The organism is Polynucleobacter sp. IMCC 30228 (assembly GCF_021395205.1).
GTDB lineage: Bacteria > Pseudomonadota > Gammaproteobacteria > Burkholderiales > Burkholderiaceae > Polynucleobacter.
On record NZ_JAJVCS010000002.1, the window covers coordinates 372,940 to 393,034 of the forward strand.

At 43.0% G+C, this 20,095-nt stretch carries 20 protein-coding genes; 10 read left to right on the plus strand and 10 right to left on the minus strand.

The features are described from left to right. The first annotated feature begins 75 nt into the window (after positions 1 to 75). Genes LZT21_RS05670 through LZT21_RS05680 form a run of 3 tightly spaced genes read left to right on the plus strand, consistent with a single transcriptional unit; the run spans position 76 to position 2,603 of the window. Positions 76 to 1,137 (plus strand): malate/lactate/ureidoglycolate dehydrogenase, encoded by a 1,062-nt coding sequence (locus LZT21_RS05670; protein ID WP_233989768.1) that lies wholly within the window; start codon positions 76 to 78, stop codon positions 1,135 to 1,137. Between the two features lie 32 nt (positions 1,138 to 1,169). Next, positions 1,170 to 1,937, plus strand: coding sequence for an HpcH/HpaI aldolase/citrate lyase family protein (locus LZT21_RS05675; protein WP_233989770.1), 768 nt, complete (start codon positions 1,170 to 1,172; stop codon positions 1,935 to 1,937). Between the two features lie 33 nt (positions 1,938 to 1,970). After that, entirely contained in the window at positions 1,971 to 2,603 is a 633-nt protein-coding gene (locus LZT21_RS05680; protein ID WP_233924060.1) for a bifunctional 2-polyprenyl-6-hydroxyphenol methylase/3-demethylubiquinol 3-O-methyltransferase UbiG, read from the plus strand. Between the two features lies 1 nt (position 2,604). Here the strand turns inward: LZT21_RS05680 and LZT21_RS05685 are convergent, their stop codons facing one another. Next, complete coding sequence (locus LZT21_RS05685; protein WP_233924061.1) at positions 2,605 to 4,212, minus strand: MFS transporter; 1,608 nt, start codon at positions 4,210 to 4,212, stop codon at positions 2,605 to 2,607. A 4-nt stretch (positions 4,213 to 4,216) separates the two neighbouring features. Further along, complete coding sequence (locus LZT21_RS05690) at positions 4,217 to 5,263, minus strand: LacI family DNA-binding transcriptional regulator (RefSeq protein ID WP_233989772.1); 1,047 nt, start codon at positions 5,261 to 5,263, stop codon at positions 4,217 to 4,219. A gap of 87 nt (positions 5,264 to 5,350) precedes the next feature. On the opposite strand from LZT21_RS05690, the gene LZT21_RS05695 reads away from it, so the two are divergent. The 6 genes from LZT21_RS05695 (at position 5,351) to LZT21_RS05720 (ending at position 11,609) form a co-directional block, all read left to right on the plus strand. Further along, positions 5,351 to 7,033 carry a thiamine pyrophosphate-binding protein gene (locus tag LZT21_RS05695; RefSeq protein WP_233989774.1) on the plus strand — a complete coding sequence of 561 codons (1,683 nt, stop codon included), beginning with the start codon at positions 5,351 to 5,353 and terminating at the stop codon, positions 7,031 to 7,033. A 20-nt stretch (positions 7,034 to 7,053) separates the two neighbouring features. Next, positions 7,054 to 7,788: an SDR family NAD(P)-dependent oxidoreductase gene (locus LZT21_RS05700; protein WP_233989776.1), complete on the plus strand. Its 735-nt coding sequence runs from the start codon at positions 7,054 to 7,056 to the stop codon at positions 7,786 to 7,788. Between the two features lie 36 nt (positions 7,789 to 7,824). Then, positions 7,825 to 8,607, plus strand: a complete 783-nt coding sequence (locus LZT21_RS05705) for an SDR family NAD(P)-dependent oxidoreductase (RefSeq protein ID WP_233924065.1) — start codon at positions 7,825 to 7,827, stop codon at positions 8,605 to 8,607. 40 nt (positions 8,608 to 8,647) lie between these two features. Continuing rightward, complete coding sequence (locus LZT21_RS05710; protein WP_233924066.1) at positions 8,648 to 9,619, plus strand: tripartite tricarboxylate transporter substrate binding protein; 972 nt, start codon at positions 8,648 to 8,650, stop codon at positions 9,617 to 9,619. Between the two features lie 82 nt (positions 9,620 to 9,701). Next, positions 9,702 to 10,565 carry a phytanoyl-CoA dioxygenase family protein gene (locus LZT21_RS05715; protein ID WP_233989778.1) on the plus strand — a complete coding sequence of 288 codons (864 nt, stop codon included), beginning with the start codon at positions 9,702 to 9,704 and terminating at the stop codon, positions 10,563 to 10,565. Between the two features lie 30 nt (positions 10,566 to 10,595). Then, positions 10,596 to 11,609 (plus strand): tripartite tricarboxylate transporter substrate binding protein, encoded by a 1,014-nt coding sequence (locus tag LZT21_RS05720; protein ID WP_233924068.1) that lies wholly within the window; start codon positions 10,596 to 10,598, stop codon positions 11,607 to 11,609. A 22-nt stretch (positions 11,610 to 11,631) separates the two neighbouring features. Here LZT21_RS05720 and LZT21_RS05725 read toward each other — a convergent pair whose 3' ends face one another. From LZT21_RS05725 to LZT21_RS05760, 8 genes are all read right to left on the minus strand, one after another. Beyond that, positions 11,632 to 12,348 (minus strand): ribonuclease activity regulator RraA, encoded by a 717-nt coding sequence (locus tag LZT21_RS05725; protein ID WP_233989780.1) that lies wholly within the window; start codon positions 12,346 to 12,348, stop codon positions 11,632 to 11,634. 26 nt (positions 12,349 to 12,374) lie between these two features. Then, the gene (locus LZT21_RS05730; protein ID WP_233989782.1) at positions 12,375 to 13,520 is read right to left on the minus strand and encodes a mandelate racemase/muconate lactonizing enzyme family protein; all 1,146 of its coding nucleotides are present in this window, start codon (positions 13,518 to 13,520) and stop codon (positions 12,375 to 12,377) included. Between the two features lie 18 nt (positions 13,521 to 13,538). After that, positions 13,539 to 14,528 carry a tripartite tricarboxylate transporter substrate binding protein gene (locus LZT21_RS05735; RefSeq protein WP_233989784.1) on the minus strand — a complete coding sequence of 330 codons (990 nt, stop codon included), beginning with the start codon at positions 14,526 to 14,528 and terminating at the stop codon, positions 13,539 to 13,541. A 1-nt stretch (position 14,529) separates the two neighbouring features. Beyond that, positions 14,530 to 15,531, minus strand: coding sequence for a tripartite tricarboxylate transporter substrate binding protein (locus LZT21_RS05740; RefSeq protein ID WP_233924072.1), 1,002 nt, complete (start codon positions 15,529 to 15,531; stop codon positions 14,530 to 14,532). 16 nt (positions 15,532 to 15,547) lie between these two features. Further along, positions 15,548 to 16,777, minus strand: coding sequence for a CaiB/BaiF CoA-transferase family protein (locus LZT21_RS05745; protein ID WP_233989785.1), 1,230 nt, complete (start codon positions 16,775 to 16,777; stop codon positions 15,548 to 15,550). Positions 16,778 to 16,788: 11 nt separating this feature from the next. Then, positions 16,789 to 17,667 carry an enoyl-CoA hydratase-related protein gene (locus LZT21_RS05750; protein WP_233989787.1) on the minus strand — a complete coding sequence of 293 codons (879 nt, stop codon included), beginning with the start codon at positions 17,665 to 17,667 and terminating at the stop codon, positions 16,789 to 16,791. A 109-nt stretch (positions 17,668 to 17,776) separates the two neighbouring features. Next, the gene (locus tag LZT21_RS05755) at positions 17,777 to 17,914 is read right to left on the minus strand and encodes a hypothetical protein (RefSeq protein ID WP_233924075.1); all 138 of its coding nucleotides are present in this window, start codon (positions 17,912 to 17,914) and stop codon (positions 17,777 to 17,779) included. A 27-nt stretch (positions 17,915 to 17,941) separates the two neighbouring features. Continuing rightward, positions 17,942 to 18,454 (minus strand): hypothetical protein, encoded by a 513-nt coding sequence (locus LZT21_RS05760; protein ID WP_233924076.1) that lies wholly within the window; start codon positions 18,452 to 18,454, stop codon positions 17,942 to 17,944. A 236-nt stretch (positions 18,455 to 18,690) separates the two neighbouring features. Between LZT21_RS05760 and LZT21_RS05765 the strand changes: the two genes are divergently transcribed. Then, positions 18,691 to 20,095 (plus strand): S8 family serine peptidase (locus LZT21_RS05765; RefSeq protein WP_233989789.1); only part of this gene is annotated, 1,405 nt, incomplete at its 3' end.

Here is a 20,095-nt window from a genome sequence, read left to right on the forward strand (position 1 = left end):
CATCGTTTAAACATTGTCCCCTCCTTATTTTTTTATTATGCTAGCACATTCTAAGCAGCAATAAGCTCTATCACTATGCCAATATTTCAAGCCGAAGATTTAAAAACTAAAATTGTTCAAATTATTACGGCTACTGGTAGTTCTGAGGTTGAGGCTTTGCGGGTTTGTACCAATCTAATTCACGCGAACCTAAAAGGGCATGATTCGCATGGTGCTGGGATGATTCCGCGCTACGTGGAATCATTTGTAGAAGGCTCTTTGCAGCCAAACCAATCGGTTCGAGTGAAGAGTGATTTAGGCAGCTTGTTGGTGCTTGATGGCCAGCAAGGTTTTGGTCAGGTCGTGGGCGAAGAGGCTATGGTGATGGGAATTGCTAGAGCCAAAAAATTAGGTAGTTGCATTTTATCCTTATCGCGTGCTCATCACTTAGGCCGTATTGGACATTTTGCTGAAATGGCGGCGGCAGATGGTTTGGTGTCGATTCATTTAGTCAATGTTCTATCTGCACCTGTTGTAGCGGTATGGGGTGGGGGTATTGGTCGCCACGGTACTAATCCATTTTGTATTGGTGTGCCAATTGCTAACCGTGCGCCATTCATCCTAGACTTTGCTACTAGTCGCTCAGCCCAAGGCAAGATGCGGGTGGCTCATAATGTAGGTAAATCAGTAAGCCCTGGGTATTTAATTGATCAGCAGGGTTTGCCGACTACCGATCCTGGCGTAGTAGTAAGGCCCGATGCGGCTGGCAATTTGGGCGCGCTGATGCCTTTTGGTGAACACAAGGGTTCGGGCTTGGCCATTGCCTGTGAATTATTAGGTGGAGCATTAACGGGCAACGGCACTTGGAAGCCGCCGAAAGTAAAAAAACGCGCCATTTGGAATGGCATGTTATCCATTTTAATTAATCCTGCTAGCATGAGCTCTAAAGAACAATTTGACCTAGAAACAAACTCTTTTATCGACTGGGTATATCAAAGCCCAGCTAGCGAAGCGGGTGTGCCGGTTATGCTAGCTGGTGAGCCCGAACAAAAAATGATGGCTCAACGCATTAAAGATGGCATTGAGATTGATGATAAAACTTGGCAAGATATTTGTGAGGCAGGTAAAAAGGTTGGTGTTAATTTAAATTCAGTTTAATTCTGAGATTGGTTCAATAAATTGGAGAACGTATGCAGCACGTTACAACTTCACTGAAGTCAAAGTTACAGCAAGGTAAGAGTATTGGAGGCGCATGGATGATGACGGTTAATCCCGCCTTTGCTGAAATTGCATCGGCAGTTGGCCTCGATTTTGTGGTGGTTGACATGGAGCATGGCGCAATTGGTCTAGCAGATTTACCTGGCATATTGCGCGGCTTTAGTCGCGAAACTACCGCGCTGGTACGCGTGCCTTCTGCCGATCCTAGCCTCATTGCTCGTGTTTTAGACCGTGGTGCCCACGGCGTGATGGTGCCTCGGGTTGAAAGTGTTGAAATAGCTTTAGAGGTAGCACGCGCCGCAAAATTTCCGCCTCAAGGCGATCGTGGCTTAGCTCTACCCGCGCTGAGAGCCTCGGCTTATGGAACCAATGCCGACTACCGCAATAATGCAAATAGAGATACTTTGGTGATTATTCAATTGGAATCTCTGAATGCAATGAATTTAGCCTTGGAAATTGGCGGCTTGCCAGAAGTTGATTTAGTTTTTGTAGGCCCAACTGATTTATCGGCCAATTTAAATTTAGAAGGGCCAGATCATTTTATTGAGTTAAACCAAGTAATCGATGCAGTTGTCGCTAAATGCAAGTCGGCCAAAATTCCAGTTGGGATTATTCCCTTTGCTGGCAGAGCTATTCCCGAGCTTAAACAGCTTGGGTTTCAAATGATTGTGGCTGGCAGTGATGTGGGTTTCTTAAGAGATTCAGCAGTTAATTTGAAGAAAATCCTCGATTCGAATTAAATTATTGAAACTCGAAATAAATTGGCTGAAATGATGGGTAAGGTACCTTTAACTGCTACAGAGCTAGCTGAAATAGCTACTAAAACTGTAGATCATTACAATATTAATGCGGATGATTTTTTTGCAGGTACGCGTGATCACGATGTCAGTCAAAATATTGCAGCTCTACTAAAAGCGATTAAAGGAGCTGGTCCTTTTCAAATTTTAGATTTTGGCTGTGGTCCTGGCAGGGATTTGCAAGCATTTACTGCACTCGGCCATCAAGCAATTGGACTAGAGGGCAGTACGCAAGCGGCTGCAATAGCCCGTAAATTTAGTGGCTGTGAAGTTTTGGTGCAAGATTTTTTTAATCTACAACTACCAAATGATTATTTCGATGGCATTTTTGCCAATGCCTCGCTATTTCATGTACCCAGTCAATTATTGCCAAAAGTTCTGGATGATTTATTCGCCACCCTAAAACCGCAAGGTATTTTATTTAGCTCTAATCCAAGAGGTACAAATGAAGAGGGCTGGAACGGTGATCGCTACGGCTCTTATCATGATCTAAAGGCTTGGCAAGCGTATTTATGCGCAGCCGGCTTTACCGAGGTAGATCATTTTTATCGGCCACCGGGCTTACCGCGTGATCAGCAGCCTTGGCTGGCAAGCGTTTGGCGTAAATAAATTATTTTTTCAGGCTTGAGGCAATACGGCGAGTTACTTTTGGCGGCGCAATATCAATGTGGTGACGATGTCGCTCTTCCTGCATATTCAGATCATCCGCAGTAAAGCGATCAAAACGACGTAAATAGTCGGCCCACGTTTCAAATACGTAGAACTCTACAAATTTACCGGTATGTTCGGCGTCTTCGAACAAGCTCCATGAGAGCGCCCCTTGGCGGAGACGCGACTTTCTGGTGCTAGCCATCAATTTCTTGAATGTATCATTTTGGGTAGTGTGGGTTTGATATTCAATCGAAATCATCACTGGGCCCTCACTTGGATCAATGTTTCGAGATGGGTGTGGACGCTCTAATGGACATACCGGGCTCATATCTTCTTGATGCAAACCTTCTACTTGCAATTTACGAACTGCGATTAAGGCGACAATGCCAAAGATTGAACTTAAGCCAATGCTGATGCTAACGTCAGTTTCAGTGGCAATTTTGCCCCAAATGGCTGCGCCTAATGCGCTGCCCCCCATAATACTCATTTGGTAAAGTGACATACCCCGCGCTCGAACCCAGCTAGGTAAACAGAGTTGAGCTGATGTTGTTAGCGAGTTGGCTACACTAATCCAGGCAATGCCACAAATGAGCATGAAGACCGAAGCAAGCCATAAATTGAGCGATAACACGACGGCAGCTGAGCTAACTGATAAAAGAATAATTCCATAATTGGCTAATTGATTCGTGCTCAGATGTATTTTTAAACGAGGTAGTTGGGAGCCTGCAATAACAGCTCCCAAGCCTAAACACGACAGCAATAAGGTAAAGATATGGGCATTACCCTGAAAATGATCTTTAGCAATAACGGGCAATAGGGCAATGAGTCCAGTTGACTGCAGAAAAAATAAGAAAGTACGAATAAAAATAGCTTGTAATTGATTTGATTGGCGCACATATTGCAAGCCGACGCGCATGGCGCCAAAAAAACGTTCGCCGGGTAGGGCAGAAACATAATATTGATATTGCCACCGCAATACTACCCATGAGGTAATGAGTGATAGCACCATATTTAGGGCAAAGACATACTGGCTACCAGCCGTGGCAATAATAATTCCCGCAATCAGCGGGCCGACAATACGCGACACATTCATTGCAATTGCATTTAATGCTAAGGCTGGTTGCAAGGAATCGCGGGGTACTAATTCTGGAACTAAGGCGGCAAAGATGGGCCAGCGCATGGCCAAGCCAATGCCATTGGTAAACGTTAAAAATAAAAGTACATAGGGATTAAGTAAGCCGAAAACCAAGAACAACATGAGAGCAGTTGCATTGGCTGCTAACCATAGTTGGGTAAAGACAAAAAAGTGTTTACGATTCAGAATATCGGCAAGTGCACCACTCGGAATGCCAAGTAGCAGAACAGGCAGACTAGAGGCAGTTTGTACTAAAGCAATTAAGGTTGCTGAAGTAGTTAATGAAGTCATCATCCACGCTGCAGCAACATCATTCATCCACATGCAAATGGTGGCAGTAAGCCATACTAAATAAATTGAACGAAATACTTTAAATTTCAGTGGTGCTAACCACTTTTGTGAAAAAATCCATTTGTCTATGAAGGTGCTCATTGGATTATTTTTTTGATCCCTTTTTAACCTGCGCAGAACTTTCACGCACACATAGCTGTGGTTGAATCTGGATGGATTTTATTTGCTCGCCATGCATTAATTTAATAATGAGATTGGCCGCATGAATTCCTACATCGTGCTGCTTGAGGTCGACTGAGGTAATAGAAGGTGTAGTGTAGGCAGCAAAATCATTATTATTAAAAGAAACCAGAGAGATCTCTTCAGGTACTCGTTTACCTATTTCATAAAGCCCACGGAGTACACCTAGTGCATGATAGTCGCTGGTGCAAATAATGGCAGTAGTATTTGGTTGATTTTTGAAAATCTGCTCAACTGCATTGCGACCCGTACTAAATCGATGCGGCTCTTCAATGATTGCATTGGGTGCTAGCAAAACCCCGGCTTGGTTAAGCTGCTTTTTTACTCCCGCCAACCTTGCTGCTGCTCTTGGATTATGCGCCAAAGGAATTCCTACAAAGGCAAAATGACGATGACCTAATTCTAGTAAATGATTAGCGGCTAATTGCCCCGCCTTACTTTGATCAACTGAAACGTATGGTTGATCTTTTAGTTTTTTTGTAGTCCAAATTAATATATAAGGCAGTTCACGATGGTGGAGCATTTCAAAAAGTTCGGGTTTATGATCTTCGCCAAGGAGTATTAATGCATCTGCGCCGCGCTCAAGCAAACGATAGGCTGCTGATTCGGATGAAGCTAATGAAAATTCAGGCTGCGAGACAATTAAAGTGATATTTTGAGCTTCTAATGCATCATTCAGATCGGCTATAGTTTGAGCAAATGCAGAAACCCCCATTTTGGGTATTACCGCGCCAATAACAGTTGGCTTGGCAGAGCGCAGATTTCTGCCAGCAGGGTCGGGGAAGTAGTGTAGTTTTTTTACAATACTAAGAATTTTTTCTAAGGTTTTTGGAGCTACTAGATTTGGCCTTGTTATTGCTCTTGATACAGTACCTGGAGAAACCCCTGCAATGCTAGCCACGTCATGCAGGGTGGCTATCTTTGATTTATTTTGAGTTTTAGCCAGTTTCATTTTTATTTTTGTAGTTTATCTGTTAGTATAAATTAAACTTTATGCAAACGTTTGCATTTTAACTTTAATAATCGGATAAAGGGCGTGATGAGTACAACCAAGCGAGAAATAGTAAAAACGTTGATTGAATGCGGTGCTAAACATGCCTTTACCTTGCCTGGGCTTGGCATCACTTGGATGTTGGACGAATTTTATGAGCAACGTTCGAAGTTAAAGCTAGTTTTATCGCGTAGCGAACAGCATGCATCAATTATGGCTCAAGCTTATGGCAAGGTTACTGGTACGCCTGCAGTTTTAATGGGTATGGGCCCTTTTTTAACCACCACCGGCGCCTTTGGAATTTTAGAAGCTTATTTTGCCGGTTCCCCAATGGTAGTTTTAACTGATACCTCTTGTTATGATGGGTTTGCGATGCGCGGTGTATATCAAACCATGACTGGTGACTATGGTGCTGCAGATGCAGCCACGGTATTAAAAACTATGACTAAGTTTTGCGCATATGCCACCGAGATAGATGAAGCAGTATATGGCGTGCAAATGGCATTTAAACACGCAACTTTGCCCCGCAATGGCCCCGCGGCAGTAGTTCTAAAATCGAGCATTATTCGTCGACCATTTGAGATTAATCCGCGGGTTACGCTTTACCCTTCAGCGGGGCATTTGCAATATACCCCTGCAAGACCTGACGCAAATGCAATAAATGAGCTTGCCAAAATGCTTAAAAAAGCTGAGCGCCCACTACTCATTGTTGGACAGGGCGCCCAAAATGATCGTGCACGAACTTTACTTGCACAAGTTGCGGCAAAAGGCGGTATTGCAGTAGCCACTAGCTATAACGGCAAGGGGGTGGTTGATGAAGGTTCGCCGATTAGTGTCGGTATGTTAGGTACATGGGGCTGTAAGGCGGCTAATAATGCCTTGCGCGACGCCGATTTAGTAGTGGTAATTGGAGCCAGTCTTGGACCAGACTACATGCGTTTTTGTGAAGCTGGATTTTTAAATCCACTGGATCAGACCTTAGTACAGATCGATATTGATCCTAGAAATAGCGGGTGGGTCTATCCTGTTAAGTTGTCGATTACAGGCGATGCTGGTGATGCACTTGAAATGCTTGTTGATTTAGATGTGGGTGACGCGAAGCGCGGCGAACGCTTAGGTTGGATTGCAGAAAATAACCGCAAATTTAATTATGGTGTCATTCCCGAATATAAATCTCCAGATGGGACAGTGCATAACGTCGATATTGTTAAAGCCTTAGACCAACATTTAACTGATAATCATTTACTCACTCTCGATGCAGGTAATAATCGCATTTGGGTTACAGGTACTTTGAAGATTCGAACCCCTGGACAATTGCTAGTTCCCGGTGGTATTGGGGGGATGGGCTGGTCAATTCCTGCTGCGGTTGGTGCAAAAATTGCTAAACCAGAAAAGCGGGTTATTGCGCTAACTGGCGATGGCGGAGCAGGCATGTCGGTTGCTGCGTTGTCTACCGCGATTTCTGAGAATGCGCCAATAACTGTAGTTGTCGCTAATAATTGTGGTTTAGGTATGGTTCGTGACAATATGAAGGGCGAACCTTATGGCGTGAACTACCCGCCTACCAATTTTGCGATGATTGCTAAGGGCATGGGTTGTCATGCTTTTGAGGTAACCCGTAAAGAAGATATGCTAGATTGCTTAAAAGAGGCAGAAAAATTTGCAGGCCCCTGTTTAATTGATGTGGCAATCGACCCTAACGCTAGCCATCACCCCGCATCTGATTATTAATTTAAGAAGAATCTCAAAATATGAAGCAAGTTGCGATTATTACTGGGGCAGCAAATAATATTGGCCTAGCAATAGCACAACGCTTTAGCGATGATTTTATAGTTGTTGGATTAGATTGCGTATTTCAGTCACAAGATGTTGTAGATAAAAAAAATCTGCTTGGTTTTGAGCAGATTAGCTGTGATATTACGAAACCATTAGAGGTAGAAGCCGCTTTTGCCTTTGCGCGACGCATTGGCCCAATTGGCGTAGTGATAAATAGTGCAGCAATAACTGGACCTAGGACATCAATTGTTGACACCTCTCTTGAGTCTTGGCGCCAAGTAATTGATGTCAATTTAAATGGGGCCTTTATTGTCATGAAGACTGCATATAATTACTTAAAAGAAACCCAAGGTTGTGGTTTATTAATATCATCGCGGGCTGGCAAAGTAGGTTATGCAGGTTTCGATCCAAATCCAATAGGAACCAAGGCGAATTATTGTGCTTCAAAGGCAGGTGTAATCTCTTTGGTGAAATCGCTTGCAATTGAGTATTCACCTGCAAAGATACGAATCAATGGGCTTGCCCCTGGATCGATTGAGGGCACCATGATTCCAAAAGAGTTCTGGCCAGAGCTTGCTAATAAAATTCCGTTAAAACGCCTAGGGTTACCAACTGAAATTGCTGAAGCAGCTTTTTTTCTTTGCTCAACTGCAGCCTCATATATTACTGGCCATATTTTAGATGTCAATGGTGGCTCTTTAATGGATTAAGAAAATGAAATCATTAAAAAATAAAAGATACTTCTTATGACTAGCTTGTACTCATTAAGCCAACAAGTAGCCTTAATAACTGCAGCAGGCAGTGGCCTAGGTAAGGGAATCGCACTCGAATTAGCTCGCCGAGGAGCCCTTGTTCATGTATGGGATCGCGATGCAGTTGCGTTAAAAAATTTATCAGATGAAAGTGCCGCCGCGGGATACGCTATTGAAACACGGCTAGTTAATCTTTCTATTGACGATGAGATTCAGGCTGCATTTTCAGCCAACATACAGCAATCGAAAAAAATAGATATTTTGATTAATAATGCCGGCGGCTCTTTACATACGCCTTTTCACTTTCTAGAACAGTCAAAAGATGATTGGCAAAAAGTATTTGAGTTAAATTTAATGTTGGCAGTTACGCTTTCTCAATTAGTTATTCCCGTAATGGTGGCAAACCACTACGGTCGAATTATCAACTTAGGATCGAAAGCTGGCCGTTATGGTAGTTTATTTGCGGGCGCCAATTACGCTGCTGCAAAAGGCGCAATTCACTCGCTAACTTTGCAGTTAGCCCAAGAATTTGGCCCCAATGGTATTACCTGTAACGCTATTTGTCCTGGTGCTGTAATGACACCAAGGGTACAGGGTTTGTTAAAAGAGCGCCAGTCAGATGAATTAAGACAGAAAATACTAAATGAGATACCTGTCCGCAGACATGCTGAGGTTGATGATGTAGCACAAGCAGTTGCTTATCTGGCCTCTCGTGAAGCAGGCTTTATTACTGGAACACTGTTAGACATTAATGGTGGTCAAGCAATGAGTACTTAAATTTAATATGGTGAGTAATTAAATATTTTAGGAAGGAAGTATGAAAAATTTTTTAAGAATTTTTTTAAGTGGTGCCATAATTTTTCTTGTGCCAATTGCGGCACCTGCGCAAAACTATCCAACCAAGCCAGTGAAAATAATTGTGCCATTTCCGCCTGGTGGCGCAACCGATATTATTGGTAGAGTTCTTGCAGAAAAGTTGCAAGCAGTCTATGGGCAAACTTTTATTGTCGAAAATAAAGCTGGAGCAAGCGGTAATATTGGGGTCGGTGAAGTTGCCCGGGCAGCACCTGATGGCTATACCTTGGTTGTCGGCTCTGCTCAAACCCTTACCATTAATCATCAAATCTTTAAAAATGTGTCATTTATTCCGCAGCGTGATTTGGCACCAATTGTTGTTATTGCATCAGTGCCCAATGTATTAATTGTGTCGAATAAACTGCCAGTAAAAAATGTACAAGAGTTAATTGCATACGCCAAGGCAAATCCAGGAAAATTAAGTAGCGGTTCATCAAGTATTGGTGGAACCCCCCACCTTGCATTGGAGCTTTTCCAAATATTAACCGGCACTGATATTGCTCATATTCCATATAAGGGCAGCGCTCCTGCATTACAAGACTTAGTGGGCGGCCAAATTGGCATGATGTTTGATAACCTACCTGCAGCATTACCTTTAATGAACGGCGGACAAATTCGGGCGTTGGCAGTCACTACCCTAAAACGTACGCCTTCAGCGCCTGATATTCCTACTTTAGATGAGTCGGGTTTAAAGGGCTTTGATTCTCAGGGTTGGTTTGCCTTATTAGCCCCAGCTGGAACACCTGCACCCATTCTTGATAAGCTCAATATTGAAGCCAATAAAATTATTAAAACTGCCGATTTTCGTGAGCGCATGAGTAAATTAGGCGCAGATGTTGTCGGGGGTTCAATCGATGAATTCAAGTTGCGCATGAAAACTGAGACTGAACGATGGGGCAAGGTAATTGAGAAGGCTAATATAAAAGCAGATTAATTAATCATTCTTGGGAATTATTGTGAGAAAGGCATTGGCGATACGTTTACAATAATAATTATTCAAAGTTTTGGGGATAATTATGCTTAATGCCGAGCAGGTGAAACAATACCAAGTAGATGGCTATGTGGTAATTCCCAGCGTTTTTAAGCCGACTATTGTGCAGCAAATGCGTGATGCGGTCTCGAGAATAGTTGAGTCTTCGCGAACGGTTCAGGACCACAACTCAATCTATGATTTAGGCCCAAATCATTCTGCAGTAAAGCCCTCGGTACGTCGTATTAAGCAACCACACCAGGTAGACCCCATTTTTCAGCAGGTAATGACCGACCCTAATTTATTAGCGATGTTGCAACAATTACTGGGAGAGAGCGTACGTATACGTAACGCCAAACTGAATTTAAAAGAGCCTGGCGGGGGTGAGGCTGTTGAATGGCATCAAGATTGGGCTTTTTATCCGCACACTAATGATGACGTTTTAGCGGTTGGCATCATGTTAGATGATTGCAAAATGGAAAATGGCCCACTAATGATCATCCCTAAAAGTCACCAAGGCCCAACTTATAGTCATCATGACGTTGATGGCTACTTTTGTGGCGCTATGGATCCAACTGCTGACGGAATTAATTTTGCAGCTGCTCAGCCATGTATTGGACCGGCAGGATCGATATCCTTTCACCATGCGCGTGCAATACATGGTTCGGCCGCGAATACCTCTCCTAGCCCGCGGCGTTTACTGTTATTTGAATTTGCAGCAGGTGATGCTTGGCCCTTATTAAAAAACTATAATTCACTTGCCGAGTTCAACAGTTGGTTACTTACTGGCAAAGCCTCTATTGTTCCCAGAATTGTACCTGCGCCAGTTATCATGCCTTTGCCGCCTGCTGTCAATCAGGGCTCGATTTATGAGAATCAATCGCGCCTAAAAAATAAATACTTTGCATAAAGCAATCTTGTTTCTAATATCAGGAAAAATATGAAAATTAATAACTGGTTCAGCCAGCTTTTTGTTGCCTTACTTGCGTTAATATCTTGCAGTGCGTTTGCGCAGGCCGATTATCCAACTCGTCCAGTTAAAATTATTGTGCCATTTCCAGCAGGTGGCACTAGCGATGTGATGGGGCGGATGGTCGCAGATGGCTTAACCAAATACTTTAAACAAACTTTTATCGTAGAAAATATTGGTGGCGGTGGAGGGGTTGTTGGCACTAAGCGAGCAACTGAAGTGCAGCCTGATGGCTATACTTTAATCCTTACGGGAGTTGGCCAAAATGCGGTAGCGCATGGTCTTGATCCAAATGTAAAGTACAACTCAATTACTGATTTTATTCACATCTCGCAAATTCATATCGGCCCTAATATATTAGTGGTCAACCCAAATTCACCTTTTAAAACCTTAAAAGAGTTGGTTGATTATGCACGCGCAAACCCCGGTAAGCTCGATTATGGCTATACCTATGCAGCCTCTGGGCATGTGGCTATGGAATTATTTAAGCAAACCGTTACCGCTTGCAGTGCGCCTAAGAAAAATGAAAAATGTTTACCATTAGGATTAGTTGGCATTCCCTATCGTGGTGGCGGTCCGATGATGACGGCGATTTTAAGTGGTGAGATTCCAATGATGTTTATTAATCAAGATGTAGCTTATCCGCATATACAGGCTGGTAAATTACGTCCTTTAGCAGTAACAAGTGAGAAACGCAATCCGCTTTATCCAAATGTGCCAACCATTGCTGAATCTGGCTTTCCGACCTTTGAAGCTATTTCGTGGTCAGGTTTGAGTGCACCAAAAGGTACTCCGAAAGTGATTATTGATAAGTTAGAGACTGGGATGAATCAGGTGATGAGCACTCCAGAAATAAAACAGCGCATGGAGTCACAGGGGTTTGTAATTCCACCACAGGGTTCAAAGCCTTATACGGAGTTTATTAAGAGCGAAATTCAACGTTGGACTGCAGTAATAAAGCAGGCTGGCATTAAGCCCGAATAATACTTATCCCGCTTTTAATTATTTACCGCTGGTGAGCGATACGCCATTGTTGAAAAGCAATGATATTGGCTGCATCGGTTGGCGGGTAAAGGCCAACGATGCTTTGTCCTGCTAGCACTTTTTCGCTGACAAAATCTTCAAAGGCGGTCATTTCAACTGCTTCATTAGCAATCTCATCAGCTAAATGCGCAGGAATAATGACAACGCCCTCGCCATCGCCAACCACGATGTCGCCCGGATAGACAGCAACATCGCCACAACCAATAGGTACATTAAGATCGATTGCACAATGTATGGTGAGATTGGTTGGTGCACTAGGGCGTTGGTGATAAGCTGGAATTGCTAATTGCGCAATTTCAGGCGAATCGCGAAAGCCGCCATCGCTCACAATGCCCGCAACCCCACGCTTCATTAGGCGAGAAATGAGGATAGAGCCAGCAGATGCAGCGCGAGCATTTTTACGACTATCAATGACGAGTACCGAGCCTGCAGGGCAATCTTCAATTGCAAGTCGTTGGGGGTGCAGCGGGCTCTTAAAAACATCAATGGTATTCAAATCTTCGCGCGCCGGAATATAGCGCAGGGTATAGGCTTCACCCACCATATTGGCTTGGTGGGGATTAAGGGGGTGCACATCTTGAATAAACTGGTTACGCAACCCTTTTTTAAACAAGGCGGTGCATAAAGTAGCAGTACTTACCTTGAGTAATTTATTATGGGTTTCAGGATTTAAGGGCATATTAATTTAGGGGGATAGTTTAATGTTTAACACAATACGGGGGAATACTCTTTTGAGTGAGCCTGTGTAATTAAATTTATTTCTGGCACTACACCAATACCAATAGGATTTAATTGCTCGATATTTAAGTAACCATTTTCAGCATGCAAGGGCTTTGGACAGATATCAAATTCAAGATACTGATTAGACATACTAAAACCCCAAGGAATCGAGTCAATTGCAAATCCTAAAGAAGCAGTAGCAGCTGCAGAAAGCGAAGTTTCTGCAACCTTACAGGCAAGATTAAGCTTAAGGTTTCGTCGCTTTAATTCATAGGCAGCCTCTAGCCCAGATAATAGGCCTCCTGTTTTTATTAGTTTCAGGCTAGCACCGTCTAAAGCATTAGCTTGATCAAAAAATACTATTTCACTAACTCCATGAATCGATTCATCTAAAGCAATTGGCAATAGCGATTTTGATTTAAGCACAGAAAAGTCATTAAGGGAAGATTGGGTTGATATTGCTTGCTCGACAAAAGATAGTTTGCGAGTTTGCTCAGCACTACAAAAAGTGATTGCATCTTGTAATTTAAATGCCCCATTTGCGTCAGCCGAAATCGTATCTCCATCTAGCAAGTTGCACAAAATTGATACTCTTTCAAGGTCTTCAGTAAGCGGCAGAATGCCAACTTTAATTTTCCAATGCCGATATCCTTGAGCGCGATATCTAGCAGCTTCAGCAATTTCTTTATCTAAAGAACCTCCTAGCATCCGTAATAAGGGCAGCGGACTTGGCTGAGTTTGGGTTTTATTTTTAGCTAGAGTGCGTAGTATTTGCCAAACACTAGTTTCTTGCTCTTGGGCGATAAGATCAATTAAGGCCATTTCGAAGCAAGACTTAACAGAAGTATTGCCATATAAGATTTTACCAAGCGCTATTGAAATTGAATTAAGCTCGGGGATATCTAAACCCTTTAGATGTTCACCAAGATATTTAGCATTTTGCAACAAGCCACCCAAAGTCTCGCCAGTCATTAAGGGGGCCGCCGACGTTTCTCCCCAAGCCTCTTTGCCAGTGTTGGTTTTTAAATAAACTAATAAGGTATTGGCATGCGTAATTGTTTCGCCCGACATCTTAATAGGTTCTATTAAGGGAATAGCCAGAGGATAAAGTTTGATATGGCTTATTTTCATCAGGCGGTATGACTTCTATTACTCTACTTGAATATTGTTATCTTTAATTACTTTAGCCCATTTTGCAGATTCTTGAGCAAGAAAGCTTGCGAATTGTGCCGGTGTGCTGGCAATAATTTCGTTTCCTTGTTCAGCCATACGCGCTTGCACGGCAGGATTTTTTAAGGCTTGAGCAAATGCGCTATAAATTTTTTCGATGATGGCAGGTGGCGTTCCAGCGGGGACCAAAATGCCAATCCAGGAGCTCACATCAAAATTAGTTAAACCTTGCTCGCTAGCAGTTAGAAGTTGGGGCAAAGCGGGGGTACGTTTATTGCCTAAAATAGCCAAGCCCTTGAGATTGCCACCTTTAATTTGGGGGATGGTGATGACTGCCCCTAATATAGTTATATCGGTTTCTCCCGATATAGTAGCGGTTAAGGCAGGACCTCCACCTTTGTAGGGTACATGGGTCATGTTAATTCCCAAATTATTTTTGAGTAACTCTGCAGCTAGGTGTCCCGAGCTACCAGCGCCACCACTTGAAAAATTGATGCCATTTGGCCTGCTTTTTGCTAGCGCGCTTAATTCCTTTAAATTATTAGCAGGTAATTTATTTCCGGCTACCAAGAGCAAAGGAATTGAAACTATTTCCATTACTGGAGTTAAATCTTTAAAAGAATCAAATGGAAGATTTTTATAAATGTGAGGGTTAACCGCAAAAGTGTCGTATACCATCAGAATGGTGTAGCCATCCGCTGGTGATTTAGCAACAAAATTGCTGCCAATTGTGCCCCCAGCACCTGATTTATTTTCAATCACAATAGGCTGCCCAAGTATTTCTTGTAGGGATGGGGCCAGCATTCGCGCAATGGCATCTACCGCTCCACCTGGTGCGAGGGGGTTAATAATACGGATCGGTTTATTTGGGTAAGTACTTGCTGGGTTTGGTTGAGCTATCGTTAGCCCGATCGATTGGCTGAGAATTAAAGCCGTAACAAAGTATTTATAGAGTTTTGATTTATTCATATTAGTCTGCCTTGATATTACCTTCTTTAACAATTTTTGCTAAGCGCAACATTTCTTTTTGAAAAAATACTTGGCTCTCTGTCGGGCTTACAAGGTTCATTACTTCACCCCCATCGCTAGCTACTTTTTCTTTAAAAGCATTTGACCCAATAACGCTTTCAAGTGCTTTATCAAGTTTATTCATAATTGAGTTTGGCACGCCTGCTGGCGCCCATACGGCATAGATGATCGACATTTCATAGCCCTTTAAATTACCAGCCTCTTCAATAGTTGGAGTTTCAGGCAAAAGTTTTGAGCGGGTATTACTGGTAATTCCCAGTGCCATTAACTTACCTGCTTTAACATGAGGTAATGCTAGCCCAAAGGCTGAAAAACTCAGCGGTATTTGCCCGCCCAAGGTATCGGTGATGGCAGGGCCCCCACCTTTATAAGGCACGTGAACCATTTTGATACCTGCTTGAGAGGTAAATAGAGCGCCAGCTAAATGACTTGCGCTGCCATTTCCAAAGCTGGCATACGAAAGACGATCAGGTTCTTTTTTTGCCAAGGCAATTAACTCATTGATATTTTTTGCTGGGAAGCTCGGGTTAGCAACCAAAAGCAGTGGAACAGCAGCTACTACGGCAAGCGGTACGATATCCTTTTCTGTTGAATAGGGCGTTTTACCGTACATGGTTGGATTAATTGCGTGTGAAGTGATGGATTGAAACATTAGGGTGTACCCATCAGGGGCAGATTTGGCAACGAGATCTGCGCCAATCATGCCATTTGCACCGCCGCGATTTTCTACTACGACTTGTTGCCCTAATATTTGACCTAATTGTGTGGCAATGGTTCGACCAAGTGTATCGGCAAACCCCCCCACGGGCCAAGTAATAATTAATTTAATAGGTCTACTCGGGTAATTGTCATTACCTTGCGCCCAAATTGGCGCAGCAACACAAGCAAATAAAGCAAGACCCACTAGAATTTGTTTGCCAGCAAGACGACCTACATTCACCATTGTGCTCTCCTAGATGTCATACGATAACTTTTTTATTTTTTAATTCTTGTATAGCATTATTACTTAAATCTAGATATTCCTTTAATAACTCAACAGTATGCTGTCCTAGTAATGGAGGGGCGCGGCGAATTGAGCTAGGGGTGGCATCCATTTTTAAAGGAATTCCTAGCGTTTGAAATTCACCTATCTTAGAATGTTTTATGGTGCGCACCATTTTTTTTGATTTTGTTTGCTCGCCTTCAAGCGCCTGCTTAACAGTATTGACTTGGCCGACAGGAATACCATTTTGGCGCAGTAAGTGAATTAAATTTTTACTAGAAAAATGGATTACTGCTTTAGCAATTAACTCATTAACGTAGGCGCGGTGATTAACTCTTGCTGCATTAGTACAAAAACGCTCATCTTGCGCCCATTCTGGGTGCTTTAGTAGTTCCGCGAGTTTCATAAATTGGCTATCGTTACCCACGGCAAGCGCAATCATGCCATCAGAACACTTATAACTTGTATAGGGGACAATAGTAGGGTGGCCATTGCCATAGCGCCCAGATTCATTACCTGTTGCGAGATGGCTATTACCAACATTGGCTAGCAATGCAATAGCTGTGTCGAATAGCGAAACTTCAACTGCTTGCCCTAAACCTGTTCGATAGCGGGCAAGTAAGGCCGCTTGAATTGCATTGGCCGCCATCATGCCAGTTGCTAAATCGACAATGGCAACCCCATACTTAGTAGGCTCGCCTTCAGTTCCCCCAGTAATACTCATTAAACCTGATTCAGCTTGCAAGATAAAGTCGTAGCCAGGTAAATCGGCTTGGGGACCATCACTGCCGTATCCTGTAATTGAACAACGCACTACACGTGGCGCATTTTTTTCAAACCATGCATTATCAAAGCCCCATTTTTCAAGGGTGCCAAGTTTAAAGTTATCTAGTAGTACATCAAATTTTGGAATTAAGGCAGCTAACAATTCTTTTCCACTAGTTTGGGAAAAATCAATTGCCATGCCACGCTTATTACGATTACACCCTAAAAAATAGGCTGACTCTCCGGCCAAAAAGGGTGGTCCCCAGGCTCGGGTGTCATCGCCAGTGGTAATGGACTCTATTTTGACAACTTCAGCGCCTAAGTCGCCCAGCAATTGGCCGCACCACGGGCCTGCTAGCACCCGACTAAGATCCAGTACTTTGAATTCAGCTAAAGCACCTGAGTTGGTAGTGGACAAATCTGCACCGCCTTGAACACTCATGATTAGGTTAATTAATCGCGCATATCTGGTGGAGCATTCAGATTTTTGTGAAAGCCATCTAAATATTCTTCAAGCGCAGCTTTATTTTTCATGCGAAATTTTTGGAAATCAGGTTTACGACCTTCTAAAAAGGCATTCATACCTTCTAAGCTTTCCTCTGAGCCCCATACGTAGGCGAGAAGCTCCATACCATGTTGCCATGAAGCATAAAGCTGATCGGATTCAAAATTTAAACTCTTTTTAGTCATGCGAATAGTTTGTGCACTATTACTTTTAATCGTTTCACACCAAGCGAGGGTTTCTTGTAATAACTCAGACTCTGGAACACATTTATTAATGAGACCAATACGTTCAGCTTCTTTCGCATCAAAACGCTTAGCAAGAAAAATCATTTCGCGGGCAATGCGTTCGCCCACTATACGTGGCAGATATTGTGTGGCTCCAACAGTAGGGCAGGCACCCACTTTAGCGCCAGTTTGGCCAAACATCGATTTTTCAGAGCCAATGACTAAGTCACACCAGAGGGCCAGCTCATGGCCACCACCAACACACCAACCGTTGACCATTGCAATTGCAGGAATTGGCGCGCCTCGAATAGCCATCGCTAAACCAAGCATGCGATCATTCCACATCGAGGCATTAGTGAAGGTAAGACGCTTCATAGCATAAAAGTCTCCGCCAGCTGAGAAGGCTTTATCGCCAGCGCCGCTAAAGACAATACAAGCAATCGATGCATCTTCACGGGTTAGCTTGACGGCATCAATCATCTCATCTAAGGTTTGCTCGCGAAATGCATTGAGTACTCGAGGCCGATTGATCGTAATCCAGGCTACTTGATCTTTAACCTCGAATAAGATGTCTTTATAAGGTTTGGTGGGTTGTAAGCTCATTATTTTTCCTGAGTTTAATCATTAGAGGTTAATGTGGTGGGCGAAAGGTGACTGCATGAAACAAATTTAATCAAGTGTAATGGCGCCAGAATACCGGTCATAAAAATGATTATTGGCCGATAAAGCTACTGCCAGAATTAGAGATATCGTTCTCGTAGTCATCGTGCATGCCACCATCTTTTGCCAGATTAGTTGCACATCCCAGCAGGGGCACTACCAAGAAAATGGCTAGAATAAATTTACGCATGAGATTGATTTGCCTTTATATGGCTAGTTAAGATTTTAAATTATGGGCTTGAGCGTGATAGATGCGAAATGCTTCAGTCATCTTGGCTGAACTTTCATTGGCTAGCTCAATTCGTTTCTTGTTATATTCACCAAAGGTAATTTTGCCTGAATATAATTCTTCAGATAAGAAATTTAATTTAGAAGTGTATTGTTTTAATTCTTCAGCGTAGGCATATCCTAAGCCTGGGGTACGGACATGATTTATAGCAATTTCAGTTTGCAAAGATAAATATTCTTTACGTTTTTCAACTAATATATGCAGTTCATTTTTTTCTGCTTTATCTGCCTTAGATGGATCTGCGAATTGCGCCAAAGTTGTTTGTTTTGGATGGGCGGGAATTTTTTTGCTTAACAAGGGCAGACTTCTTTCGTACCACTCGGCTTGCACTACCGATGCAGCCCTCATTTCTTCTGCATACTTTTTCTGCGCAAAAGCTGAATTGCATAGAAGTGGCGCTAATAACAAGGCTAAAGCGGAAATCAGAACAAATTTTTTCATGTCCACAACCTATATTTGGTTATTAAATTAAAGGAAATTATAGATTAGTGTAACGCACCAATTGCGCTACCTAGGTTCTGGCAAATCAGCGTTTTTACAACTTTTCAGTAGGCCGGGGATTTCCACCAGTAAAACTCATGGAAATTCAATTTATGGCATTATTAAAAAAGGAAGTCTAGAGCTAATTCAATGGGTATTAGCCTTTACTAGCAAGATAAAGCCTAGAGGGGGTTGGCTTGAAAAAGACCATTTTATTTTATCTCGTTATTGTTACGCTGGGAACACAGCTCGTATCTTGCGGAGATAACACTAGCACTTCATCCTGTTCTGAATCTGGTCCCTATGCCTGTCAAACAGGCGCTACAGAACCCCTATATACCTATCAATGGGCCTTAAATGCTGCGCAAAGTTTCTTTGCTGGATTTCCCCTTGTTGCCGATGGTTTTACAGATTTAAATGTTGAGGCAGTACATAAGCTAGGCATTAAAGGGCAAGGCATCAATGTCATGGTCTTAGATGATGGAATGGAGATCAATCATATTGATCTGAAAGCCAATATCAATCCGGCAATGACATGGAATTTTGAAACCGGCACTTCTGATTCAACGCCTTCAAATCCAGCTGATGCCCATGGCACTAATGTTGCCGGGATGATTGCAGCCGCCCAAAATGGGATTGGCGTCATGGGAATCGCCCCTAGAGCTACGCTGGGAGGGGCGAAATTTGTTGGATTTGATTCTATTAATAATACGCTTGAAGCTTATGGCGGTGCAGGTTGGTCAAAAGATACCGATGTATTTAATGCATCTTATTCTTCTTCTGCCTTCACAATTACGCCCTCTAGCTATCAAGAGAATCAAGCGCTTCAGAGCTTGCCGAATTTGCGAGGTGGTAAAGGTGCAGTCATGGTTAAAGGTGCCGCAAATGGTTTCGAAGATGAAAAACCAAACTCGACCACAATCTACGATTGCCCACAATTTCAATACGGCAACTCTTTCTATCGCCTTGTCAGTTGTGCAAATCCATCTTCTGATACTGAAACCCTTGAGCTGCCAGTCATTGTCACTGCAGCGGCCAATGCCATGGGCTATAAATCAAGCTACTCCTCGGCAGGCTCGGTGATGTGGATCACGGGGCTTGGTGGGGAGGATGTGTCAATTGGTAATTACGGCGAGGCAGGTAGCGCGACAAATAAGCAGGGGCCACAGATTTATTCTACGGATTTAATGGGCTGTGAGCGAGGCTATAGCGAGAATGGGTTGCCTGCTCTTCGTACTGCTCAATTCCTGATTGGTGGCTCGCCCATCAATAAAGAAAAAAACCCAAATTGTGATTTTGATCAAATGAATGGCACTTCATCTGCAACACCCACTGTTACCGGAGTTGTAGCATTAATGTTAAGCGCTAATCCAAATTTGGGTTGGCGAGATGTGCGCGATATTTTGCGAAAAACAGCACGGCTTATCGATGTTGATTACGGCAATCAAGGGTATCGCAATCATCAGGTCAATTTAACATTAAACCCGACGATTTCAAATCAAACCAGTAAGGAATTGGTTGATGGACAAACCTCAGCCAGAATTGACTATGGTTGGCAAAAGAACCAAGCCGGAATTTACTATTCTAATTGGTATGGATTTG

Bases quoted from the DNA above. Each gene is read 5' to 3' on its own strand.
- LZT21_RS05670 (WP_233989768.1), top strand. From the start codon at position 76: ATGCCAATATTTCAAGCCGAAGATTTAAAAACTAAAATTGTTCAAATT.
- LZT21_RS05675 (WP_233989770.1), top strand. From the start codon at position 1,170: ATGCAGCACGTTACAACTTCACTGAAGTCAAAGTTACAGCAAGGTAAG.
- LZT21_RS05680 (WP_233924060.1), top strand. From the start codon at position 1,971: ATGGGTAAGGTACCTTTAACTGCTACAGAGCTAGCTGAAATAGCTACT.
- LZT21_RS05685 (WP_233924061.1), bottom strand. From the start codon at position 4,212: ATGAGCACCTTCATAGACAAATGGATTTTTTCACAAAAGTGGTTAGCA.
- LZT21_RS05690 (WP_233989772.1), bottom strand. From the start codon at position 5,263: ATGAAACTGGCTAAAACTCAAAATAAATCAAAGATAGCCACCCTGCAT.
- LZT21_RS05695 (WP_233989774.1), top strand. From the start codon at position 5,351: ATGAGTACAACCAAGCGAGAAATAGTAAAAACGTTGATTGAATGCGGT.
- LZT21_RS05700 (WP_233989776.1), top strand. From the start codon at position 7,054: ATGAAGCAAGTTGCGATTATTACTGGGGCAGCAAATAATATTGGCCTA.
- LZT21_RS05705 (WP_233924065.1), top strand. From the start codon at position 7,825: ATGACTAGCTTGTACTCATTAAGCCAACAAGTAGCCTTAATAACTGCA.
- LZT21_RS05710 (WP_233924066.1), top strand. From the start codon at position 8,648: ATGAAAAATTTTTTAAGAATTTTTTTAAGTGGTGCCATAATTTTTCTT.
- LZT21_RS05715 (WP_233989778.1), top strand. From the start codon at position 9,702: ATGCTTAATGCCGAGCAGGTGAAACAATACCAAGTAGATGGCTATGTG.
- LZT21_RS05720 (WP_233924068.1), top strand. From the start codon at position 10,596: ATGAAAATTAATAACTGGTTCAGCCAGCTTTTTGTTGCCTTACTTGCG.
- LZT21_RS05725 (WP_233989780.1), bottom strand. From the start codon at position 12,348: ATGCCCTTAAATCCTGAAACCCATAATAAATTACTCAAGGTAAGTACT.
- LZT21_RS05730 (WP_233989782.1), bottom strand. From the start codon at position 13,520: ATGAAAATAAGCCATATCAAACTTTATCCTCTGGCTATTCCCTTAATA.
- LZT21_RS05735 (WP_233989784.1), bottom strand. From the start codon at position 14,528: ATGAATAAATCAAAACTCTATAAATACTTTGTTACGGCTTTAATTCTC.
- LZT21_RS05740 (WP_233924072.1), bottom strand. From the start codon at position 15,531: ATGGTGAATGTAGGTCGTCTTGCTGGCAAACAAATTCTAGTGGGTCTT.
- LZT21_RS05745 (WP_233989785.1), bottom strand. From the start codon at position 16,777: ATGAGTGTTCAAGGCGGTGCAGATTTGTCCACTACCAACTCAGGTGCT.
- LZT21_RS05750 (WP_233989787.1), bottom strand. From the start codon at position 17,667: ATGAGCTTACAACCCACCAAACCTTATAAAGACATCTTATTCGAGGTT.
- LZT21_RS05755 (WP_233924075.1), bottom strand. From the start codon at position 17,914: ATGCGTAAATTTATTCTAGCCATTTTCTTGGTAGTGCCCCTGCTGGGA.
- LZT21_RS05760 (WP_233924076.1), bottom strand. From the start codon at position 18,454: ATGAAAAAATTTGTTCTGATTTCCGCTTTAGCCTTGTTATTAGCGCCA.